The 18,476-nt window shown below is 64.2% G+C and carries 20 protein-coding genes; all 20 read right to left on the reverse strand.

Going from position 1 to position 18,476, the window contains the following annotated elements:
• Positions 1–190: 190 nt before the first annotated feature.
• Entirely contained in the window at positions 191–877 is a 687-nt protein-coding gene (locus ACFW0B_RS20750) for a hypothetical protein (RefSeq protein ID WP_449150871.1), read from the reverse strand.
• 9 nt (positions 878–886) lie between these two features.
• A complete protein-coding gene (locus tag ACFW0B_RS20755) occupies positions 887–2,548 on the reverse strand; it encodes a hypothetical protein (protein WP_449150872.1) in 1,662 nt (553 codons plus the stop codon).
• Positions 2,545–2,997, reverse strand: a complete 453-nt coding sequence (locus tag ACFW0B_RS20760; protein WP_449150873.1) for a hypothetical protein — start codon at positions 2,995–2,997, stop codon at positions 2,545–2,547. Before ACFW0B_RS20760 ends, ACFW0B_RS20755 begins: the two co-directional genes overlap by 4 nt.
• A 25-nt stretch (positions 2,998–3,022) precedes the next feature.
• A complete protein-coding gene (locus ACFW0B_RS20765; RefSeq protein WP_449150874.1) occupies positions 3,023–4,768 on the reverse strand; it encodes a hypothetical protein in 1,746 nt (581 codons plus the stop codon).
• Positions 4,768–5,271: a hypothetical protein gene (locus ACFW0B_RS20770; RefSeq protein WP_449150875.1), complete on the reverse strand. Its 504-nt coding sequence runs from the start codon at positions 5,269–5,271 to the stop codon at positions 4,768–4,770. The genes ACFW0B_RS20765 and ACFW0B_RS20770 overlap by 1 nt, the downstream gene beginning before the upstream one ends.
• The gene (locus tag ACFW0B_RS20775; RefSeq protein ID WP_449150876.1) at positions 5,271–8,420 is read right to left on the reverse strand and encodes a tape measure protein; all 3,150 of its coding nucleotides are present in this window, start codon (positions 8,418–8,420) and stop codon (positions 5,271–5,273) included. The genes ACFW0B_RS20770 and ACFW0B_RS20775 overlap by 1 nt, the downstream gene beginning before the upstream one ends.
• A gap of 100 nt (positions 8,421–8,520) precedes the next feature.
• Complete coding sequence (locus ACFW0B_RS20780; RefSeq protein ID WP_449150877.1) at positions 8,521–8,868, reverse strand: hypothetical protein; 348 nt, start codon at positions 8,866–8,868, stop codon at positions 8,521–8,523.
• Positions 8,869–8,924: 56 nt separating this feature from the next.
• Positions 8,925–9,308, reverse strand: a complete 384-nt coding sequence (locus ACFW0B_RS20785; protein WP_449150878.1) for a hypothetical protein — start codon at positions 9,306–9,308, stop codon at positions 8,925–8,927.
• Positions 9,309–9,362: 54 nt separating this feature from the next.
• The gene (locus tag ACFW0B_RS20790) at positions 9,363–10,142 is read right to left on the reverse strand and encodes a phage tail tube protein (RefSeq protein ID WP_449150879.1); all 780 of its coding nucleotides are present in this window, start codon (positions 10,140–10,142) and stop codon (positions 9,363–9,365) included.
• A 3-nt stretch (positions 10,143–10,145) separates the two neighbouring features.
• A complete protein-coding gene (locus ACFW0B_RS20795; protein ID WP_449150880.1) occupies positions 10,146–10,349 on the reverse strand; it encodes a DUF7210 family protein in 204 nt (67 codons plus the stop codon).
• Entirely contained in the window at positions 10,346–10,825 is a 480-nt protein-coding gene (locus tag ACFW0B_RS20800; protein ID WP_449150881.1) for a hypothetical protein, read from the reverse strand. The genes ACFW0B_RS20795 and ACFW0B_RS20800 overlap by 4 nt, the downstream gene beginning before the upstream one ends.
• The gene (locus tag ACFW0B_RS20805) at positions 10,822–11,145 is read right to left on the reverse strand and encodes a hypothetical protein (RefSeq protein ID WP_449150882.1); all 324 of its coding nucleotides are present in this window, start codon (positions 11,143–11,145) and stop codon (positions 10,822–10,824) included. The genes ACFW0B_RS20800 and ACFW0B_RS20805 overlap by 4 nt, the downstream gene beginning before the upstream one ends.
• Positions 11,146–11,147: 2 nt before the next feature.
• Entirely contained in the window at positions 11,148–11,468 is a 321-nt protein-coding gene (locus tag ACFW0B_RS20810) for a hypothetical protein (protein WP_449150883.1), read from the reverse strand.
• Position 11,469: 1 nt separating this feature from the next.
• The gene (locus tag ACFW0B_RS20815) at positions 11,470–12,501 is read right to left on the reverse strand and encodes a major capsid protein (protein ID WP_449150884.1); all 1,032 of its coding nucleotides are present in this window, start codon (positions 12,499–12,501) and stop codon (positions 11,470–11,472) included.
• Positions 12,502–12,516: 15 nt separating this feature from the next.
• Positions 12,517–12,867, reverse strand: coding sequence for a head decoration protein (locus ACFW0B_RS20820; protein WP_449150885.1), 351 nt, complete (start codon positions 12,865–12,867; stop codon positions 12,517–12,519).
• Between the two features lie 11 nt (positions 12,868–12,878).
• On the reverse strand, positions 12,879–14,108 hold the full coding sequence (locus tag ACFW0B_RS20825) for a S49 family peptidase (protein ID WP_449150886.1): 1,230 nt from the start codon (positions 14,106–14,108) through the stop codon (positions 12,879–12,881).
• A gap of 2 nt (positions 14,109–14,110) precedes the next feature.
• The gene (locus ACFW0B_RS20830) at positions 14,111–15,721 is read right to left on the reverse strand and encodes a phage portal protein (RefSeq protein ID WP_449150887.1); all 1,611 of its coding nucleotides are present in this window, start codon (positions 15,719–15,721) and stop codon (positions 14,111–14,113) included.
• 2 nt (positions 15,722–15,723) lie between these two features.
• On the reverse strand, positions 15,724–15,942 hold the full coding sequence (locus ACFW0B_RS20835) for a hypothetical protein (RefSeq protein WP_449150888.1): 219 nt from the start codon (positions 15,940–15,942) through the stop codon (positions 15,724–15,726).
• 9 nt (positions 15,943–15,951) lie between these two features.
• Positions 15,952–17,838, reverse strand: coding sequence for a phage terminase large subunit family protein (locus ACFW0B_RS20840; protein ID WP_449150889.1), 1,887 nt, complete (start codon positions 17,836–17,838; stop codon positions 15,952–15,954).
• Positions 17,839–17,881: 43 nt separating this feature from the next.
• Positions 17,882–18,409, reverse strand: a complete 528-nt coding sequence (locus ACFW0B_RS20845; protein ID WP_449150890.1) for a terminase small subunit — start codon at positions 18,407–18,409, stop codon at positions 17,882–17,884.
• Positions 18,410–18,476: the final 67 nt, after the last annotated feature.

Genomic DNA, 18,476 nt, shown 5'->3' on the forward strand with positions numbered 1-18,476 from the left:
CAGCCAGACCGTGATCGGGTACCACCAGCCGGACCGGCGCTTCCGCCGGGATGGACTGGATGGCCTTGTAGACCAGGGTCGGCTGGCTGAGTCGCAGGGTGTCGCGGAAGGTCGCGCCCTGAATCAGACGCAGGGGTACACAGGCCGGCTGCATGGCTGGCTTCTCCAGTGGCAATTGGTCAGGGGGTGATCAGGGGTAGTAGTACTGGCCGATATCGACGATTTCGATGGTCGCCGCCCACGGGGAGCCGCGCAGGCGCAGCCGGTAGGTCGTTTCACCGGGCAGGGTCACAATGTAGGGCGACTGCTCAGGACGCTCCGCAGTGGCGCCATCCGGGAGCAGGAAGGCCCATGCGCCCGCCACGTCGATGTTCAGCACCTGAGGCGCCCAGCTGCAGTCCAGCTCGATGTCGGTGTCGTAGGCGCGCTGCGGGCGATCCAGGAACGAGAAGGCCTGCATCTGTAGCGTGCAGGTATCCGAATCCGGCTCCCAGCGCCAGGTGATGCCCTGCTCATCCACCACCAGCAGGTTCTCCTCAACGCGCACAACCCCGCGCGGGGAGGTGGCAGCAGCCGTGGCAGCGGCGGCCGTGAAACGGGCCGCGATGCGCGTACCCGCCGGCCAGTCGAGCGGCTGGCTATTCACGCCGCGCTGCACGGTGCCGTCGCCGAACACACGCACGATCTCCCAGGCCGTTTCCACGCCACCCCCCACGGCGGCCAGCGTCAGCTCCATGTAGAGCTCGTCCCGGCTGAGCAGGTCCGTGATCTCGGCCAGGCGCTCCGGCGAGGCCAGGTCCTCGATCACGCCGCCCCCCGAGGCCGACAGCGGCGCTACCGTGGCGGCGTTCCAGTTATCGATGAATCGCTGGGTCATGGGGTCTCCTCAAATCCAGCAGGGGCCATCGAACGCCCCGGAGGCGTCGGTGACGATGATTTTCTTCTTCGGTTCGTAGGTCGAGACACGGGTGTAGATCTCGTTCTGCCCCTCTCCATCCCAGGAAGCACCGGTCGCCAGAACACGTGTCGTGTAGGCCTCGAATACCTGGGTCGACTCATTCCTGAGGCTGACACCAACGGCCACCACCTGATTGCAGTGACGCTGGACCGAGAACACTGCGTCCTCCCAGCCAGTCAGGCTGTCCAGCCTCCAGATCCATCGACCGTTGTAGAGGTGCGAGTTAGGCCGCGACGCGCTCGTTAACAGAGGCCCCGAGAACGCCCGCGGACCGAACTGGCTCCCGCCCGGATAGTCCACCGTGTGCTCCAGTGTTTGAGCACCACGGATCTCCAGCCTCGCCGTCGTGGTCAGTGTCCAGTGATCCTCGGCGGCAACGTCGCTGCCACGCCGCTCAGTGCCGGACTGGGCCGCGCTCCATGTCACGCGCTCCACCTCTACGCCATCCAGGCGAATCACCCAGTCCACCGTCGTGTAGGAGTTGGTCGGCCTGCTCATCTCCCAGACCAGCGTGCTCGGCGTGCTGTCGCTGTAGAGGTACCCACTGGACGTGAAGGTGAATTCGGGGAAGCTCCCGGTGCAGGAGCTCTCGGCCGACAGCGTGAAGGTGCGAATCTCGTCGAGCTCATCGAACACCACCGTGATGATCCGCCCCGCCCAACGCTCAACCACGTCAGGGCTGCCGATCGACACATCCTCGCGGCCTTCGCCGGCGCCGACGTAGTTCAGGCCGGTGTACCAGGTTCGGGTGACCATGTTCCCGCTTCCCGGGGGCAGCTCGATGACGTCGGATTCCGCCTCAAACACCCATCCCTTCAGCTCGCTGCGCGGCCCCTCCTCCTCCCATTTCGGGAAACAGTCCGCACGGGTGTAGAGAACCTCCAGCACCGGCGTGAACGTCGGCCCATTGCCCTCCAGGGTCAGGAGCAGGTAGCCAATGGGAAACGCCGATCGGGTACCCGTGAAGTTCCAACGGTTGCGGATGTAGACGATGACCCGCCGACCGTCGCTGGAAATGGAATTGATCCCCAACTGAAACAGCGAATTGACGGGCGGCTCATATGTCGGTATCGCAGCCTGGCCGATATCCTCCAGAGTGCCGGAGAACTCCACCGGCGCCGATGGCGCCTCATCAAGGTAGCCGAACGGAAGCACTCGAAAGTTGAAGGTGGCGGCCTCGCCGGGGGTCACCTCGCCACCGGTAAAGCTGGTAGCGCCATACGTCCGCACCAGCCAGCGCTTGCCGGCCGGGTCGATACAAACCCACCCACCCAAGGCCTGACCGAACAGATGCAAGCTACCGCCAGAGATCAGCGCATAGTTCTGCCAGGCCCGACCCTCGGCCAGCTCCGCCGCCAGCTGCTCCTCAGTCAGTGGTACCGCACCGATGCCGGGGGCCTGCAGCAGGTGGGTATCGCCCAGCGAGTCGATATCCCCGCCGAGGGGTGTCGACGGTGCACTGAAAGGCAATGTGCGCTTCACACCATTGATGGTGATCTTCGGATTGTACGATCCGCCCTCTGCCAGGCCGTGCCAGGTGAAACCGAACGTCTCGATCTCATCCAGGGGGTGAAAGTGGCTTTCGATCATGGCGTCACCGACGGGTCTGCAAACACCTGTTTCACCTCAGCGTCGTTCGCATCACGCTGGGTGATTTCCTTGATCGGCTGCACCCGGAAGGACAGCAGTCCGTCGGAGCTGAGCAGCGTCCGCTCCGCCCAGTGCGTCCGGTCGTAGTAGGAGGTTTCCGTCAGCGGGCTGGCGATGCCGCCGCCTCCACTGGAAACCGGTACCAGGCTCACGGTGCCCCGGCCCAGCGTTGCCGGGCGGGCGCCGCGCTGCTCGACCCGGGCCAGGGCCTGGCGCTTGCGCTGGGTGGTCTCCAGCGAATTCAGGTCTCGCTGCAGGGTTTCGCCGCGCCGGGCGGCCTCCATGGCCGTGCCGATGGCGCGCCGGGCGGCCTCGTTGTTCTTGCCGATCGCGCGGCGCGACTCTTCCATGGCCCGGCCGCTCGCGCGCCGGGCGTCTCCGAGTGCCATAGGGTCAGCTCCTGGTCAGGTTGGATCAGAACTCCACCAGGTCCTCAGGGATGGCTACCCGGTAGGCGGCCGCCTGGGTCACCGCGTACTCGTCGCGGTGCTCCGCCGGAATCTCCGGGGACATCAGGTTGAACCGAACCTCGAAGGGATCCTGGCTGGAGTTGTAGTTCGCATAGTTGCCGCTGAAGCCCAGCAGCTCCTCGTCGTAAGGTGGGCTGTCGAGGTGCCCACTGAACTGGCTGGGCAAGATAATCAGCGACGGCGGAGAGCCCGGTGGCGTGCTGGGCGGAATAGCGGGCGGCAACAGTGGATCTACCTCGGTACCTCCGCCCTGGCTGACCGCCAGCACAACGGTGGTAATGGCCGCGCCACTGTCGAGGTCCCACTCGTCGGTGATGCTGAACACCTTCGCCCGGCACTGCACCGGATAGCCGAGGACCACGTCCTGTACGTGCAATGTCTGGTCAAGCTGGAACCCCAGCGCATCCGAGGTAGGCAACTGGAACGGCACCCTGTCACCGCGGTGAGCAGCGAGAATCGCCGTCGCCGCCATATTCAGTCTGCAGGTGATGGCAGCAGCGCGCCGGCCCTCTTCGCGGAGATCCACCACCCAATCCTCCAGGGCATCCTGAGTGGCATCCGGCTCCGGGGTAGTGAAGTCCGCATCCAGGAACTCAGCCTCCCGATCGCTCTCAGTCTCGATCGCCAACCGATCCCGCTCCGTCACCTCGCCGGCCTGGGCCACGCTGGACGGAGCTTCCACGCGCAGCTTGTATTGCTCCGTCACTCGCTGAGCCCAGCGCGTCGCGCCAGTCCAGTCAGCGCCCAGCAGCAGGTCTTCATACTCGTTCTGCCAACTCACGGGCGGCGTGCAATAAATGCCATTCGGCGGCAGGGTGAGCCAGAAGGCGCCGTCGAGGATGGATTCGAATCCTCCGTTCTGGGTGGCTTCGCGAATGGTCTCCTTGTTCGGCAGGTCGCCGGTATCGGTGTGCCAAATGCAGAAGCTGTTGTCGATCGACTCCCCGGCGATGTCCGGATGCCGCCAGGAGAAAGCCTGGTGCCGTTCGCGCAGCCGAATGAAGCGGTAGTCCGCCTCAATCTCGACCACGTTGGTGCGGTCGCTGAGTTCCACCGGCAGGTACTCCAGGCTTCCATCCAGCACCGCCCCCGGCGGGATGATGAAAGCAGCCGACCCGGACGCCCAAAGCGTCTTCTGCAGTTCGCCCTCGACACTGAGTTGCAGACTGGCCGGCTGGGTGCTCATGCGCTCGGCGGCATAATCCCAGCGGGAGCGGCCGTCGATGGGTTCGAACACATCCTCGGACCACATACCGCCCGTCAGGGCGTTGATCGCCGCGACCTCCATCGCCTCTACCTTCTCCTGCAGCTGGTCGCTGCACTCGCAGGAGAGCAGACGCGACTGCAGGCTGAAGCCCGGCTTGACGATCTTGCCTTTGAATTTAAGGGTCTCGCGCCAGCTACCCAGGAAACGGTCGCGGTAGTAGATCTCCACGTCCTGGCCGGTGTAGCTGGACGGGTTCACCGCGCCGGCATCGAGCAGCAGCGTAAAGTCCGCCAGCCGGCGCACACCTTCCTGGGCAACGATGCGCACACCGCCCGTCAGCAGATGGCTCATGTTGACGCCATTGAGCATCAGGCGCGGCGCCCAGATCACCGAGACCACCGGCACGATGGTGACGGACTCGTCCCCACCAGCCGCCGCACCGTTCAACTCGACGGCGTTCAGCTCGGAACCATTGAGCTCCATCAGACTTCCTCGGCGGTAAACGACCAGGTGTGAGTGTTGTTGGACGGATCCATGGCCCGGCGCGGCGGCCTGCAGAACACCGTGAATACCGGCATCCAACAGACCTGGTACTGCAGCGCCCCAGGCACTGCGGTGATGGTGAAGTCGAGGCCGTCCATGGCTACAGGGGTCGCCACCCAATCACCGTCGACGTAGGCCAGGGCCCAAGGTGCCTTGTCCGGTCGCGGGGTGCCCGGGAGGGTTCCCGTCAGCGACGAGGTCGTGAGGGCGTCCTGCTGGGTGCAACGCAGCTCAAGGGGCTCGCTGAAATCCAGCCCCTCGAACCCCGCCCCCATCCAGCCGGTGCCGCTGATGGCGATCACCGCCTTCGTGTAGTGCGTCATCTTCACGGCTGCGCCGCCGGAACGACGCAAGACCGTGGAGCCCGACTCCAGCACGTCGTACTCCTGCTGGGGCGGGCCGCTGTGCAAACGTATGGGAATCCCGCCGAGCATTACGTCCATCAGGGTTTTCTCCTACTGTTTCGGCCTGCCTGGCGAGCGCGCAGATGCGTCAGATCCTCGAAGGTGGAGCGCTGCATCAGTGCGGGGAACTCACTACCGCCATCGCTGATGGTCACCATGCCCAGGTCGTCCCAGCCGGCGAACGGCTCAGCAGCCGCTACCACCGCTGGCGACGGCGTGGGGATCGAAGGAAGCGAGCCCCCTCGAACCAGCCCACCATTGGCATAGCCCGGGGCTTTGTTCCTGATCATGGAGGACAGTTCAAGCATCGTGTTGCGAAAGCCGAAGTGGCGGATCCGCTCCAGGAACTGCAGGGCCCCCGGCTCGTTCACCACTTCCTTTGGCTGGACGTGCTCGTCGGCATGTACCACCCCGGCTGGCATGTACTTGCTGCCAGGCCCTGTCCAGCCGCCGCCGGAGAAGCCAGGGGCAGCTGCATCCGAGGCGGCAACGCCAACAGGGACCACCGGGACCGGAATGGTCATCTGCTGACGGAACTGGGCAGACATCGCCTTGATCGTCTCGGCAGCAATCGCCGCGGCCTTCTCGTCGACCTTCATCGTCACATCGACGGGCGGCAGACTGGTGGAGGTATCGCTGTCCTGCTGGATGGCCTTCGGCCGGATGGTCACGTCCACCGGCGGGAGATTGGTCCAGCTGTTCTCCCCCTCCTGACGAATACCCTTCGGAGCAATGTCAGCCTCCACGGGCGGCAGGTTGGTAAAGCTGTTCTTCCCATCCTGGCGAATGCCCTTCGGCTTGATGTCGGCGTCCACAGCCGGCAGGTTCGTGAAGCTGGCTGGGCCTTCCTTCAGGATCTCGTTGGGCTTGATATTCGCCTCAACCGTTGGCAGTGCGCTGGGATCCTGGGCGACCTTAGCCGGTTTCAGCGCCATCGGTACCTGGACCTGGGTCTGCGGACGAACCTTGGCGCCAGTGGTGCTCTCGGGCGCCAGCAGCGGCGCGTGCCAGGCCGCAGGCGTGAGGGTGCGAGGATCGATCTTGATGTCCTTGCCGATCATCTTCGCCCACTTCTGCATCTTCGCCGTGGCATCTGCCAGGGCCTTGTCGTCGATGGTGGGCGTGATCTTGAAGTCCTTGAGCTCCTCGAACTCCTCCTTCCACTCACGGGTCTTGGCGCGCGCCTCGTCCCGGGCTTTCTGCTTCTGGTCGACGACCTTCTGGTCGGCCTCCTGCTCGATCGCCTGCAGGCCCTTGATGATGCCGGCGAAGCCGTAGGTGTTCCCGCCCTCCTCGCCGATCTTGATCAGCATGTCCAGGGCGGCCTGGGCGTTCTTCTTCGCGCGCTCGAAGTCGCCCTGCTTCAATGCCGACCGGGCGGCGGTCTGCAGCGCCTGGGCATTGCCGAAGCTGGCCGGCCCGAGCGCGCCGATACGCAGTTTCTCCAGCGCATCCTTGTAGCGTTTCGCGGTCTTGAGCTGCTCGTCGCGAGCCTTCGACAGTTCACTGTTGGCCTTGGTCTGAGCGGCGACCTGGTCCGCCAGGGCCTGCTTGAAGTCCTTGGCCAGGCTCTTCTGGATGTCGTTGAAGTTGGTGGCATAGGCGCGCATCTCCGACAGGCGCTTCTCGCCAATGGAATGAGCATCATTCGTTGCCTTGTCCTGGGCTTGCGTCTGCTCATCCAGGGACTTCTCGGTTTCGTCGCTCAGCCACCGCCAAAGGTCGACTGCCTTGCCCCAAGTCACCATCCACCCAGTGACTGGATTGAACAGCTGCCAATCCTCGCCGACCTTCGATAGAGCGTCTGCCGCCCTCCCCTCCGCAAGGTGATCCAGGGCAACGGAGAGGCGGTCGATATGCTCGACCGCATAAGCCGATGCACCAGTTAGCGAGTCGATCGCGCCGACCAGCTTGCCCATCTTGTCGTAGAAGGTGTTCTGCGCATCACCGACAGTGACTCGCATGTTATCGGCCAGCCTCAGCAACTCGTCTGACTGGCTGGACAGGGCCGTTACGAACTTCTCAGTGGTGATTTCGCCGGCTTCAGCCATGCTGATCAGTTCCGCCCTGGAGACCCCCAGTCCCCGTGTTAACGCATTGATCAGAGACTGAGAGTTCTCCAACACCGCCCCGAAGGCGTTACCTCGGATGACTCCAGTCTGCAAACCCTTGTTGAGCTGATCCAGAACAGCGACTGCCCGCTCTCCGGTAACCCGATCCGCCACCAGACCAGCCGCCAGGGCGGCCGTCATATCCGCCGCAGACTTGGCGGAGAAACCCATCTCGCGCAACGGGCTGACAGATCCGAGAAACGACTCGGTGACAGCCGCAATGGGGACGCGAACCCGCTCCGAGATCTCTTCCAGGCGAGCCTGGGCGCGCTCGTAATCCTCTTGGACTGGCAGCGCATTGCGCATCCGGTCCTCGATCTCACCAACAGCATCCGCGGTACTGAAGAAGCGCGTGGCCAATTCCTTCGCTGTATAGGATGCAGCCAGCAGTCCGGCCATGCGGCTCTGAAGTCCGCCCCAGCCGGCCGCGCCACCCTCAAGCTCTCCGTCTTCCAGGTTGGCAATTGCCTTCCTGGTCCTGGCCAACTGGGCTTGGTAGTGAACCTCGGCCGAAGCTCGCTCAGTGGCAGACAGAACGCCCGCCTGCTGCACGCGCTTGTAGTCCGACTGCAGTGCCACCAGTTGGGCACGCAGCTCGCGCAGCCGGGTGATCCCGAAGCGATCGACCAACTGGCTGATACCGGCGTCCGCCTGGCCGCGACTCACCGCCGAAGAGAGGGACTTCTGCAGGCGCTCCTGCTCGGTGGCGAGATTGCGAGTGTCGACGCCGGCTGCCTTCAGTTCGGCGCGCTGATCGCGGACCTGGGCTTTCTGGCGCTCGAACTGCCGAGTGGCTGCCGCCAGCGCCTGCTGGGCCTTGGCATACTCCCGACTCAACCCCTTGACCGGCTGACCAGCTTGCTCAATGGCGCGCTTGAGATCATCAACCCGCTTCTTCGCTTCGAAGTAGGTGGTGCTTGCAGCCTTGGCGGATTCCTGGGTTTTCCGGAAGGCGTCGATCTGGCGGAGCGGGCGCTCAATGGCCTTGACCAGTTCGACGTACTCCTTGCGGAATTCCTTGGTGGCGCTGGTTGCCCCGGAAGTGTCGGCAGTCAGTTTGATTTCGTACTCGGCCACGGTCACTCCTTAAGGCATCTCAGAAAGAGCCGCCACGGATAGTTGATTGCATTGGGGTGTCCTATTCGGCCAAGCAGGGCCAGACACTTTTCAAGTTCTCTCAGGACTTCGGACGCGCTTCGGCCATCCTGGCCATCGCGCCGAAAAAATCCGGATTAAGCTCCTTCGCCTTGGCGAGAATCTTGCGAAGTTGGCTGGGTGGAATCTCATCGAAGTCCGAGACTTTCAAGCCAGTAAAAATCGCCAGATCCGTCAGGCGGCAATCGGGGAAAAGATGGCTGTCGATCTGGTAGCCGGCGAAGGCCTCAGGGTCGCCGTCCTCACCGGGCCAGGGGTTCGCGAGGATCACTTGCCGCATCTGCGCGGGCGTCAGCTCGGACACAACGATGTCGCGCTTGGAGTCACCCTCCCCAATGGTGACAACACCCTTTGCCGCCATATCGCTCATACTTTTCTCCAGAAAATAAAAAACCCGCCGAAGCGGGTCTATTGAAAAATAAAAAACTAGAAGAGGCTCATATCTGACCCAACCCAGTCATTACCATTTCCATCACGCCGAACTGTTATATAGAAATTCGTTCGCAACATAGCACCGAAAGAATTCTGCGAGTCGACATGACTCGCCACCCTAAACCTACAACCACCCAAGGGCTGAATGCTTACTTGGTCAACCCCATCGACTGCAAACTTTGCAGAAGAAGGTGATTTCAGGTGCTTCTTAATTATTAACTTTGCAGCCTCATACGCCTGATAATCGCGACATTCGTTATCTGGCTTATCAAAATAAATGACGGCAGCAATGAAAAACAGAACAGGTGTCACGGTCATCCAGATTTTTCTGTTGACTCTCCGTTCCTTCTCTTCTGGCGTTTCCTTCCTTTCTGACATGGCATTCCCTCCCAACTGAATGGGAGGGAATGTAGCCCACGCGGGCCCAGGCGGTCACGCGGCCGGCAGTTCCTTCTTGATGCGGAAGTACTTCGAGGTACCGGCGCCAACCTTGGTGTTGTCGCGCAGCACCTTGGCCGTGGCCTCGAAGCCGCCGAAGTCCTCGGTGTTGAGCCAGTCCATCTGAGTGGCCGGGTTCAGGCGGCACTGCCAGAAACGAGCCTCGACGCGTTTCTGGGTACCGGCCGCGTTCTCGCCCTCGAAGAGGAACTCGAACACCTTGCCGCTGTTGGTCAGGGCCTCGATCACGTCCACTGCGGCGGAGCTGTAGTCGACACTGACCTTGTACGGCGTACCCGGGGCGGCCGCGAGGATCGCAGCCTCCAGGGCACCGCCGGACACCACCTCGATGCCGGAGCCGGTCATCACCCAGTCGTCGAACTCGTCGAAGTCAACATCGCCGGCCTCGTTGGAGACACCGGAGATGGACAGCGGCATCTTGTCCAGGGCGATGGTCCCATCCACCGCGGCAACCTGCAGCTCGCCCGTTACAGTGGTGGCAGCCACGCTGGTGGCGTCACCCCATACCAGGGCAGCCAGAACCCAGGTGAAGATCTCGCGGAAGTTGATGCTCAGGGTCACGCCAGTCACCCGATCCAGCGAGTCGTACTCACCACCCTGCGGCGTCGTGGTATCGGCCAGGGTCAGGGTGTTGGTTTCAGTGGCGTGCTGAATGGTGGAGACCAGGCCGACCTTCTGGAACGGCACATTGGTACCGGCGAGGCGTGCCTTCAGGTGGCCGCCGATGACGACCGTTTCTTTCTTGATGCCCATGGCTTATTTCTCCTCGGCGGGCTGATCGACACGAACAGCAGGCTTGCGCAGCGCGCCGGCCTCCTCGAGGAAGGCCCTCTGCTTCGCAGTCACTTCGATGGTGTCGCCGGCCTGGTAGTCCTTGCCGGCATGGGTATGGGGCTTCGCCAGAACGACGGCGACCCGCTCGACGGCTTTCGCGGTCGAGTTCTCGTTGGGCTTGGTCATGATTTGTCCTGGATGATGGTGTGGACGTGAACGGGGATCAGGACGCCGGCGTACTTCTGGCCGCTGCCTGGGGGAAAGTGCTCCGGGGCGCCAATGGTGATGCCGCTGAAACCACTGGAGCGCGGCAACCATTTGCAGGGCTGACTATCGGGAGGTACCAGCGACTCCAGAAGGTCGAGTTCCATGTCATCGAGCATGTCCTGGTAGTTGTCGAGACCGACACTGGCCAGGCCGATGACATAGAACCCCTTGAACACCTTCAGGGCATGCGGCCCTTTCTGCGGCGGCAAACCAGAAGCCATCTGGATAACGCTCAGGGCGGAAGGTAGCCCCTTGGTACCGAGGATCTCGCTCAGCCAGCCGATGCAGAGGTTGGTGCCGATATCCGTGCGGCTCCCGTTGGCCAGGGTGACTGTCTGGATCCGCGCCTCAATGGCCTTCCGAGCCCGGGTGAGAGGGTTGGTGGATAGACTCATTCGTCCTCCATGCAGGCAGCAGTTACCAGCGATCCGTCGTCAGACACGATTTCTTCTACCGTGTAGCGCTTCGCGCCGATGAAGAAAATTCCGCCTCGCACATCTGCACAGGGCACCGCGGTCTTACTCCACGTAATGCCCACGGCATCCGTGATCAGCATTCCTTCCGGCCCTGCCCTCACTACGCTGTGATCGATGATCAGCGGAATATTTGACGCCACATGGAGACCGGTGGCGTCGTGGTAATCGCCGCAACCATCGCTGAAGGTGTCGAGGAGGATGGAATCCACCTCCTCGGCCTGGTCGGCGAAGGAGACCATGGTCAGTCTCCGGTCGCGCCGGCGTCACCGCCGACCTCGTCGCCACCATCACCACCCTCGTCGCCGGCGCCGCCTGCGCCATCATCACCACCAGCGGGCGGGGTGAGCAGGTCCGTGGCCGCAGGAGCCTGGGGCTTGCGGCCCTCCGCAGCGCGAATGGCCGCCTGCGCCGCAGGGTCCTTCACCGGGGCGATCACGCCGGCTTTCAGCAGTTCGTCGAGCAGCTTGGTGGTGGGCGGGGCGTAGACCGAGCCAGGCAGGAAGGTCTCGCGACCCTCCTGAATGCAGCCGTCGATGACGATGAACTCGCCTTTCTTGGCCATGTCACACCACCTTCGCATAGACGAATGCGTCGGGTTCCAGGAAGCCAGCCAATGCGGCAGCCTGCAGTTTCAGCCAGCGAGCACTCGGCTCCGGAGTCACCCAGGATTTCGGGAAGCGGCGCGCCTCCACCAGGCCGCTCTCGATGGCGTCCAGGTCTTGGATCGCACCGTAGAGCATGGCGTTCTGGGTATTGGTGGAACCGAGGATCAGCCCGCCGTCCGGGATCATGGGCTGCTCGACACCGCTATCGTCCAGGTACCACTCGTCGTAGCTGTACAGGTCGATGCCCGGGTCGTTGAGGTAGCCGAGGTAGGTGACACCATCCGGCAGCTCTTCCGGCTTGATGATGCCCAGGTCGACGCGGCGGGTGTTGAGCTGCTTCATCACCAGCTCGTTGGCCTGGAAGGCATCCACCGCAGCGCCACTCAGCACGCCAACGTTGGCAGTGCGACCGGAGTCCTTGGCGATCAGGCCGCGCTTCCACTGACGCAGGTTACCGATGGGGTCGGAACCCGAGGCATCCCACTTACCGGTGCTCAGGGTGATCTTGTGGCTGGCTTCCATCAGGAAGTTGATGGTGTCGTCGACGCCCTCGCCCAGCACACGCACGCTGCCGGTGGTCAGCGCCTGGGCGCACATCCACTCCTCGCGGCGGGTGATCTCGTCATCGAGATCCGCCAGGTCACGTCCCAGGCGCTCGCCGGCACGCTGGGCCGGCGTCTTGGCGGCATACGGGTTTTCGCCAGCACTGCGCTTCAGGATCAGCTCAGCGGTGGTCTCGCGCTTGGGCTGAATGTACGGCGGCTTGTAGGTGTCGGCGCGGAATCCCTCGCGCAGCGACACGCTGCCCGGCAGGGTCGGATGGACAAAGGGGGCCATCTTGCGCTTGCCCTTCACGATGTCGATGTCGACGCTGGTGGTGGCGAAGGTGCGCGGGTTGGCGCCATTGAAGAAGGTATTGAGCAGGAAGCGGCGCGCCGGCTTCATCTGCTCAACGGCGTCGAGCATGGTGCGGGTATCGAACAGATCCATGGAGAGTCGCTCCTATCAGCGCACGAAGATGGACAGGGGGCGCAGCGCCTTACGAACCGCTGCCAGGGTGTGACCAGTGCCGAGGGTCAGGGCCGAACCCAGCACCTCGCCGGTCAGGAGCAGCGGAGCCGGAGCCGCGCCAGCGGTGGTGTCGATGTCCTCGTCGAGGATCACGGACGGAGTCTCGGAGCCGTCGCTCGCGGCGCTGGCCGACAGCTTGTACTCGCCGGAGGCGGTGACCTCGCCCATCACGGAGCCACGGACAAGCTGCTGGCCCGCAGCGATCACGCCGGAGCGTTTTACGACCGGGAAGTGGCCGGCCATCAACTGATCCGGCACGTAAGTGTTGCGTTCGGGGTTCGGCATCTCGGCTCTCCTCAGCGGGCGTTAGCGCCGGCCACGATGTAGCTGGTGGCGGCTTGGCGGTCTTGTTCGGCCTTGTCACCGGCCGGCGGGGTGGTAGTGGTGGCACCGGTGCTGTCCAGCTTGATGCCGGCCAGGGTGATGCCGCGCTCGCCGGCCGCCTTGATCAGTTGCAGGGCGGTGGCTTCGACGGAGGCGCCACTGTCGATGGCTGCTTCGATTTCCTTCTCGAAGCCCTTGGACGCCAGGGCGTTGATGCCCTTCAGGCGCTCGCGCTCGGTCTTCGCACCTTCGGCGCGAGCCTCGCTGCGGATTTCGTCCAGGTTGGGCTGAGCCGCGATCTCGATGGTGTTGGGATCGGTGCCGGCAGCAATGGCGGCACGCAACTCCGCCGTGGTAGTGACGGTGGTCATGCTGGGTTTCCTCAGGGTGGTTGCGGCCGGTTTGGCCAGTTCAGTGATCAGGGATTCGAGCGAGCCGAGGCGGTGGGCCAGGCCGTGTTCGATGGCGGCGACGCCGACGCGCAGGCCGCCCATGTCGCCCATCTCGGGGAGCTTGGCGACTTCCACGCCGAGGTTTCGGGCCACCTTGGCCTCGAACACATCGGACAGGGCATCCACTGTTTCGGCGACCTTGGCGCGGCCTTCCTCGGTGCGGAGGTCGGGACGCTTGTTCGGGGCATTGCGGCTGACGATCTGGTAGCGCTTGCGTCCACCGGCATCCTCGCCCTCCACGACGGCCTCGATGACCGTGCCAATGCTGCCGGCGACCGCCGTGGCATCAATCACGATCTCGTTGGCGGCCGAGGCGATCCAGTAGGCCGCACTGGCCACCGTGCCGCCGCCGTAGGCCACGATGCGCTTGCGCGCCCGGCCCTCGTAGATCATCTCGGCCAACTCGTTGATGCCGGAGGCAATGCCGCCAGGGCTGTCGATGTTGAGGATGATGGCCTTGATGTTCGGGTCATCGAGGGCGGCGCGAATGTCGGTGGCCAGCACCTGGGTGCTGGTGGCGCCGCTGATCTCGGTGAAGAGGTTGGCGTAACGGAAGATCGGCCCGACCACCGGCACGATGGCCACGCCATCGCGAACGGACACGGTACGGGCCGACTCCAAGCGCTGCCCTTGCTTGGTCACCAGCGCCGCCGGATCGCCCATGCGATCAGCAATGGCCAGCAGGTTATCCAGGGCGTGGGGCAGCATCAGCCAGGGCTGCGACGCAGCCAGCTCGAATGCGCGGGGCATGGTTATTCCTCGTCGGGTTGTTTCGGCTCAGGGGGCGCCGACTCGGCACCCTTGGGCGGGGTATACAGACCGGCCTGGCGCCGTTGCTCGACCTCACGGGCGCGCTGGCGGAACACGACCTGCCAGGGCTCGCCCGTCATCGCCGCCGTCTCCAGGTGCTCGTTGCTGACGCCAATCTCGATGCGTTTGCCGGCGGCATTGGCCTCCTTCAGCTCGTCGATGGCGCCGCGAGCCGGGCCGATCCAGAGCGCCTGCAGGTAGGCCCTGCGCTTGGCTGGGTCACCATAGCCCGGCAGGTCGATCAGCCCCCGGGCCACCGCCTCGTCGATCACCAGTTCGCGACCGGGCTGGCAGAAGTCGCAGGTCAGCCACCAGCGACGCAGGCTGTAGAAGCGCCAGGCCTGCAACATCGCCGCGCGGGCAGCGCTGTAGCTGGTGTTGTAGAGCAGCAACAGCTCGTCGCGCGGCAACTCCAGCGCCGCACCAATCTGGGTGACGACAGAGAGGAAGAACGGGTCGAACTGCGCATTCGGCCGCGCCGGGTTGGCGATGACCGGTTCCTCGCCCTGCCCCAGGTCGACGATGGCGCCCTCGCCCAGCTCGATGTCGCCGGAGCCGACGTCGTCGGTACTGGCACCTGCGCCCTCATTCACCAGAGCGGACAGCGGCAGGTTGCCGGTCTGGAAGTCCCCGGTCTTCTTGATGAACACCGTGAACATCGCCGAGACCACCGCCGCCATCAGCTCGGCGCTGCTGTAGCGCTCCAGCTTTTGCAGCGGCTCAAGGATCGGCGCCAGGTAGGGCGCGCCACGCTTCTGCCCTGGCCGCGTCTTGTCGGCCATCACATGCAGAACCCGGCGCCGCCCCGTGACCGCGCCGAATACCGGCAACCGATCCCAGATCATTTCGTTGCCGGCAGTCAGGTCTCCGGGGTAACCGCGGCAGACATGGAAGGCCACCGGAGCGCCGAGCCGGTCGAACTCCACCCCATCCACCAGCCCCTCGCGGTCTGGGGCGAAGTTGGGGTTGCTTACCCGGTCGCCCTCGATCAGCTGCAACCTGGTGCTGAACAGGCAGCCGGGACGTTCCACATCCGGGGTGGCCACCAGCAGGTCACCGCTGACCATGGACGAGACCAGCGCCAGAGCCTGGAGCTGGTAGTGGTTGAGCTGCCCCTCGGCATCACACTCCAGCGGGTTGTCGGCGTAGATATTCCACACCCAATCCAGCTGGGCATTGAGCCGTTCGGCTTCGGCCTCGCTGATGCCAAGCGCCATCTGATCGACCTGCGCCCGGCAGACCAGGCCGGTGCCCACCACGTTGGTACGCAGCCGGGACATCACGCCCTTGGCCAGCAGGTGGTTACGCATGGCGTCGTGCGAGCGGGCGATCAACATCCGGCGCTCGTTGCTCGGCAGATCACGGCGCGGGCTGCCCAGGCCGGGAATCCAGCTGGCCATGCTGCGCAGCACCCGGGAGGCACCCCGCCAGCGGGTCTCGACACCGCCACCGCCGCCCTGGGCGACGACCTGGCCCGGCGATGCGGTGGCCTTCGCCAAGCGCAGTGCCTCCCGCATGAGCAGCTCAGCGGGGTCCTTCTTGAACAGGCCCATGGTCAGATCCTGGCGTAGTTGATGCGATTGCGGCCCTTGCCGGCCAATGCTGCCCTCTCGCGGGCGACTTCTTCCTGAGCCTGGGCCAGCAGCATGCGCAGGCTGGCCAGTTCGGCGCGGTCGAGCTGGCGGTCACCCTTGCGGAACCGCTGGCCCTTGCTCAGCACCTCGTCGATGGAGGCCTGGATGCGCGCCACGCGTTGTTCTGCTTCTGTCGTCATGGTGTACCTCTATCGGCCTGCGCGGCTGCGGGTGCCACGGCGACCGACCGCGCGGGCCGGCACCGGGGCAGTGGGTTGATCGCCAGCGAACAGCGTGGGCTGAAGCAGTTGCCGCTCCAGTTGGTCCCATTCGTTGTCGCGCAGCAGGTGGGTTTTCAGGCTTCTCGCGGCGTGCAGGGCATACACCTCACAGTCGAGCGCCTCGTTGCGCCGGCCGGCCTTCTTCTGCCAGACCATCTTGCTGGGGGTACGCGGGTGCGGCGCCAGCACCTCGTTGGTGAGCTGCTCGTAGTAGTCCGCGCGGATCTCGCTGTACCAGTGCATCCGCCCAGGCCCCGAGCCCTTCAGGCGCAGGCGCCCGTCGATCAGGGTCTTCGCCTTGTGCGTACCCACGATGTAGACGCGCAGCCCGTACTTAGCCGCCTTGGTGTTGTCCTGGGTGGTGTCGGCGGTGGCCGGCGGCTTGGTGAAGATTTCCTTGTCGCGGTTGTCCACCGAGGCGCCCTTGATCGCCATGATGTTGAACTGCTTGCGATCACGGACGTAGGTGTACACCGCGTGGTTGGTGTTGCCGTCCGAGCTGTCGATGCTCATGCCGGCGATGGCCAGGCTGTAACCGGTCTCGCAGGGGATTGGCTGGGCCAACAGCTTGTCCAGGTCGGTCCATACCGGGTCGTTGGGGTCGATGGGGTTGCCGGGCAACTCACCCCAGTACAACCGCCAGGACTCCTCTCCCCTGCCCCAGCCCACGATGACGACAGCCAGGCGGTCGCCCTGCACGTCGACACCCGCCGTCACCAGCAGGACGCCCTTGGGCGCCGTCAGCTCGGCATACGGCTCGGCGCGCTTCTCCAGCTCGTCGGTCTTCGGCGCATCGCTCTTGTAGGCGTAGCTCTCGCCCTTCGAGCTGTTGACGTAGGCGATCATCGGGCCGATGTTGCCCCGCGCTGCCGCGTACTCGGCCTGCAGCTTCTTCTCCATCAGCACGGCGAATCGCGAGCCGTAGAAGGTGGCGTAGAGCTCGTTGAGGATGTACCCGGCAATCCCGCGAAACTCGGCGGTCGCCAGCCAGCGGCCACGCTGCAGGTTCGCGTTCTTCTGGTTGTCATCCCAGCAGGAACCACAGTGCGGGCAGGCGTAGTAGGCCGACTCCGGGCGCTTGTGGCCGTAGACCTCGTGGTTGTAGTCCGGGTCATCCGGGCACATCAAGTTGTCGAAGCTGAGCGCGTGTTCTTCGCCGCAGTCATGACAAGGCACCAGGCCAATGCGCTTGTCCGACAGCTCCAGCTCGGCGTCGATGGCCGAGAGGCCCTCGATGGTCGGCGTGCCGCCGATGATGATCTTGGAGCGGCGGAAGGTCTTCAGGCGCTCCTTCGCCAACTTGATGCTGTCGCCCTGCCCCCGCAGGTTCAGGTTGCAGTCGTCCGGCTCCTCCACCGCCACGCGTGGCACCGGAGTGGATTTCACGCTGGCCGGGCTGTTCGAGCCGACCAGCTTGAGGAAGCCCCCCGGAAACTTCTTGAAGTCCTGTCGCTGCTGCAGCTTGCGGCTGCGCAGGTCGACCTTCTTCTTCAACCGAGGCGTGGCCTCGATCATCGGCTCCAACTTTTCGGCCACGTACTGCTTGGCCGCCTCGGCCTTGGGGAACAGGACCAGGATCGGTGACGGATCGATGTCGATCCACTTGCCGAGGGCGTTGCCGAGTACGCCGGAGGTCCAGGCCACCTGGGCCGACTTGCGGCAAACGATCTCGCTCACTTTCGGATCGTCCAGTGCCTCGAGCGGACCGCCAGGCCACACCAGGTGCGGTGTCACATGGAAGCGGTACTTGCCAGGGCGCGCCGCCTCTTCAGGGGCCAGCCACCGATACTTCTCCGCCCATTCGATGATCGTCATCCTGGGGGGCGGTGCCCACTTCTTGGCAGCGCGCCGAATGGCCTTAATCGCTGTCTTCTTCAGCTGCCTCCGGATCGTCCGGCTCGTCAGCGTCCCCGGCTGACGGGTCATCGTCATCAGGGTCATAGTTGGAGAGCTCCGTGAGGATCGCCGCAATGGGTTCGCGGATCAGTTCCACGTCCACCTCAACGCCATAGCGGGCGGACAATTCCGTGGCGAGGTTTTCGGGGAAGGTGTTCAGCAGCTCGAGCTTGGCGGCGGTGATCATCGCTTCGAAACGCTCGATCATTTCCGCGGCGACCACGACCTCTTCCAGGTCCTTCGCCAGCGCCACCTCTTCGCGGTCGCCACGCAACCGGTCGAGCCGATCCCGGGCACTTTCTTTCTTGCCGTTGAGCGCCGCGACTTGGACCAGCCAGTTGATCACCTCCTCGGTGTCGTACCGGTTTTCGTTGCCACGCCCCAGACCGAACTCCTGCACCGGCATCCCTTCGTTCTGCCAGCGGCTCAAGGTGCGCTCGTCTCGGCCAACAATTTCGCCAAGCTCGGCCTTCGTAACTTGCTTACCCATGACCAACCTCAGGAAAGACGGACATCCCTGCCCAGACCTCAGCTAGAGAGAAAACGTGGCTCGAATT

The organism is Metapseudomonas phytobenefica, assembly GCF_043392685.1.
GTDB lineage: Bacteria > Pseudomonadota > Gammaproteobacteria > Pseudomonadales > Pseudomonadaceae > Metapseudomonas.

What these genes read in the sequence shown, in the direction of transcription:
- ACFW0B_RS20750 (WP_449150871.1), bottom strand. Translation starts at nt 877, where the DNA reads ATGACCCAGCGATTCATCGATAACTGGAACGCCGCCACGGTAGCGCCG.
- ACFW0B_RS20755 (WP_449150872.1), bottom strand. Translation starts at nt 2,548, where the DNA reads ATGATCGAAAGCCACTTTCACCCCCTGGATGAGATCGAGACGTTCGGT.
- ACFW0B_RS20760 (WP_449150873.1), bottom strand. Translation starts at nt 2,997, where the DNA reads ATGGCACTCGGAGACGCCCGGCGCGCGAGCGGCCGGGCCATGGAAGAG.
- ACFW0B_RS20765 (WP_449150874.1), bottom strand. Translation starts at nt 4,768, where the DNA reads ATGGAGCTCAATGGTTCCGAGCTGAACGCCGTCGAGTTGAACGGTGCG.
- ACFW0B_RS20770 (WP_449150875.1), bottom strand. Translation starts at nt 5,271, where the DNA reads ATGGACGTAATGCTCGGCGGGATTCCCATACGTTTGCACAGCGGCCCG.
- ACFW0B_RS20780 (WP_449150877.1), bottom strand. Translation starts at nt 8,868, where the DNA reads ATGAGCGATATGGCGGCAAAGGGTGTTGTCACCATTGGGGAGGGTGAC.
- ACFW0B_RS20785 (WP_449150878.1), bottom strand. Translation starts at nt 9,308, where the DNA reads ATGTCAGAAAGGAAGGAAACGCCAGAAGAGAAGGAACGGAGAGTCAAC.
- ACFW0B_RS20790 (WP_449150879.1), bottom strand. Translation starts at nt 10,142, where the DNA reads ATGGGCATCAAGAAAGAAACGGTCGTCATCGGCGGCCACCTGAAGGCA.
- ACFW0B_RS20795 (WP_449150880.1), bottom strand. Translation starts at nt 10,349, where the DNA reads ATGACCAAGCCCAACGAGAACTCGACCGCGAAAGCCGTCGAGCGGGTC.
- ACFW0B_RS20800 (WP_449150881.1), bottom strand. Translation starts at nt 10,825, where the DNA reads ATGAGTCTATCCACCAACCCTCTCACCCGGGCTCGGAAGGCCATTGAG.
- ACFW0B_RS20805 (WP_449150882.1), bottom strand. Translation starts at nt 11,145, where the DNA reads ATGGTCTCCTTCGCCGACCAGGCCGAGGAGGTGGATTCCATCCTCCTC.
- ACFW0B_RS20810 (WP_449150883.1), bottom strand. Translation starts at nt 11,468, where the DNA reads ATGGCCAAGAAAGGCGAGTTCATCGTCATCGACGGCTGCATTCAGGAG.
- ACFW0B_RS20815 (WP_449150884.1), bottom strand. Translation starts at nt 12,501, where the DNA reads ATGGATCTGTTCGATACCCGCACCATGCTCGACGCCGTTGAGCAGATG.
- ACFW0B_RS20820 (WP_449150885.1), bottom strand. Translation starts at nt 12,867, where the DNA reads ATGCCGAACCCCGAACGCAACACTTACGTGCCGGATCAGTTGATGGCC.
- ACFW0B_RS20825 (WP_449150886.1), bottom strand. Translation starts at nt 14,108, where the DNA reads ATGCCCCGCGCATTCGAGCTGGCTGCGTCGCAGCCCTGGCTGATGCTG.
- ACFW0B_RS20830 (WP_449150887.1), bottom strand. Translation starts at nt 15,721, where the DNA reads ATGGGCCTGTTCAAGAAGGACCCCGCTGAGCTGCTCATGCGGGAGGCA.
- ACFW0B_RS20835 (WP_449150888.1), bottom strand. Translation starts at nt 15,942, where the DNA reads ATGACGACAGAAGCAGAACAACGCGTGGCGCGCATCCAGGCCTCCATC.
- ACFW0B_RS20840 (WP_449150889.1), bottom strand. Translation starts at nt 17,838, where the DNA reads ATGACGATCATCGAATGGGCGGAGAAGTATCGGTGGCTGGCCCCTGAA.
- ACFW0B_RS20845 (WP_449150890.1), bottom strand. Translation starts at nt 18,409, where the DNA reads ATGGGTAAGCAAGTTACGAAGGCCGAGCTTGGCGAAATTGTTGGCCGA.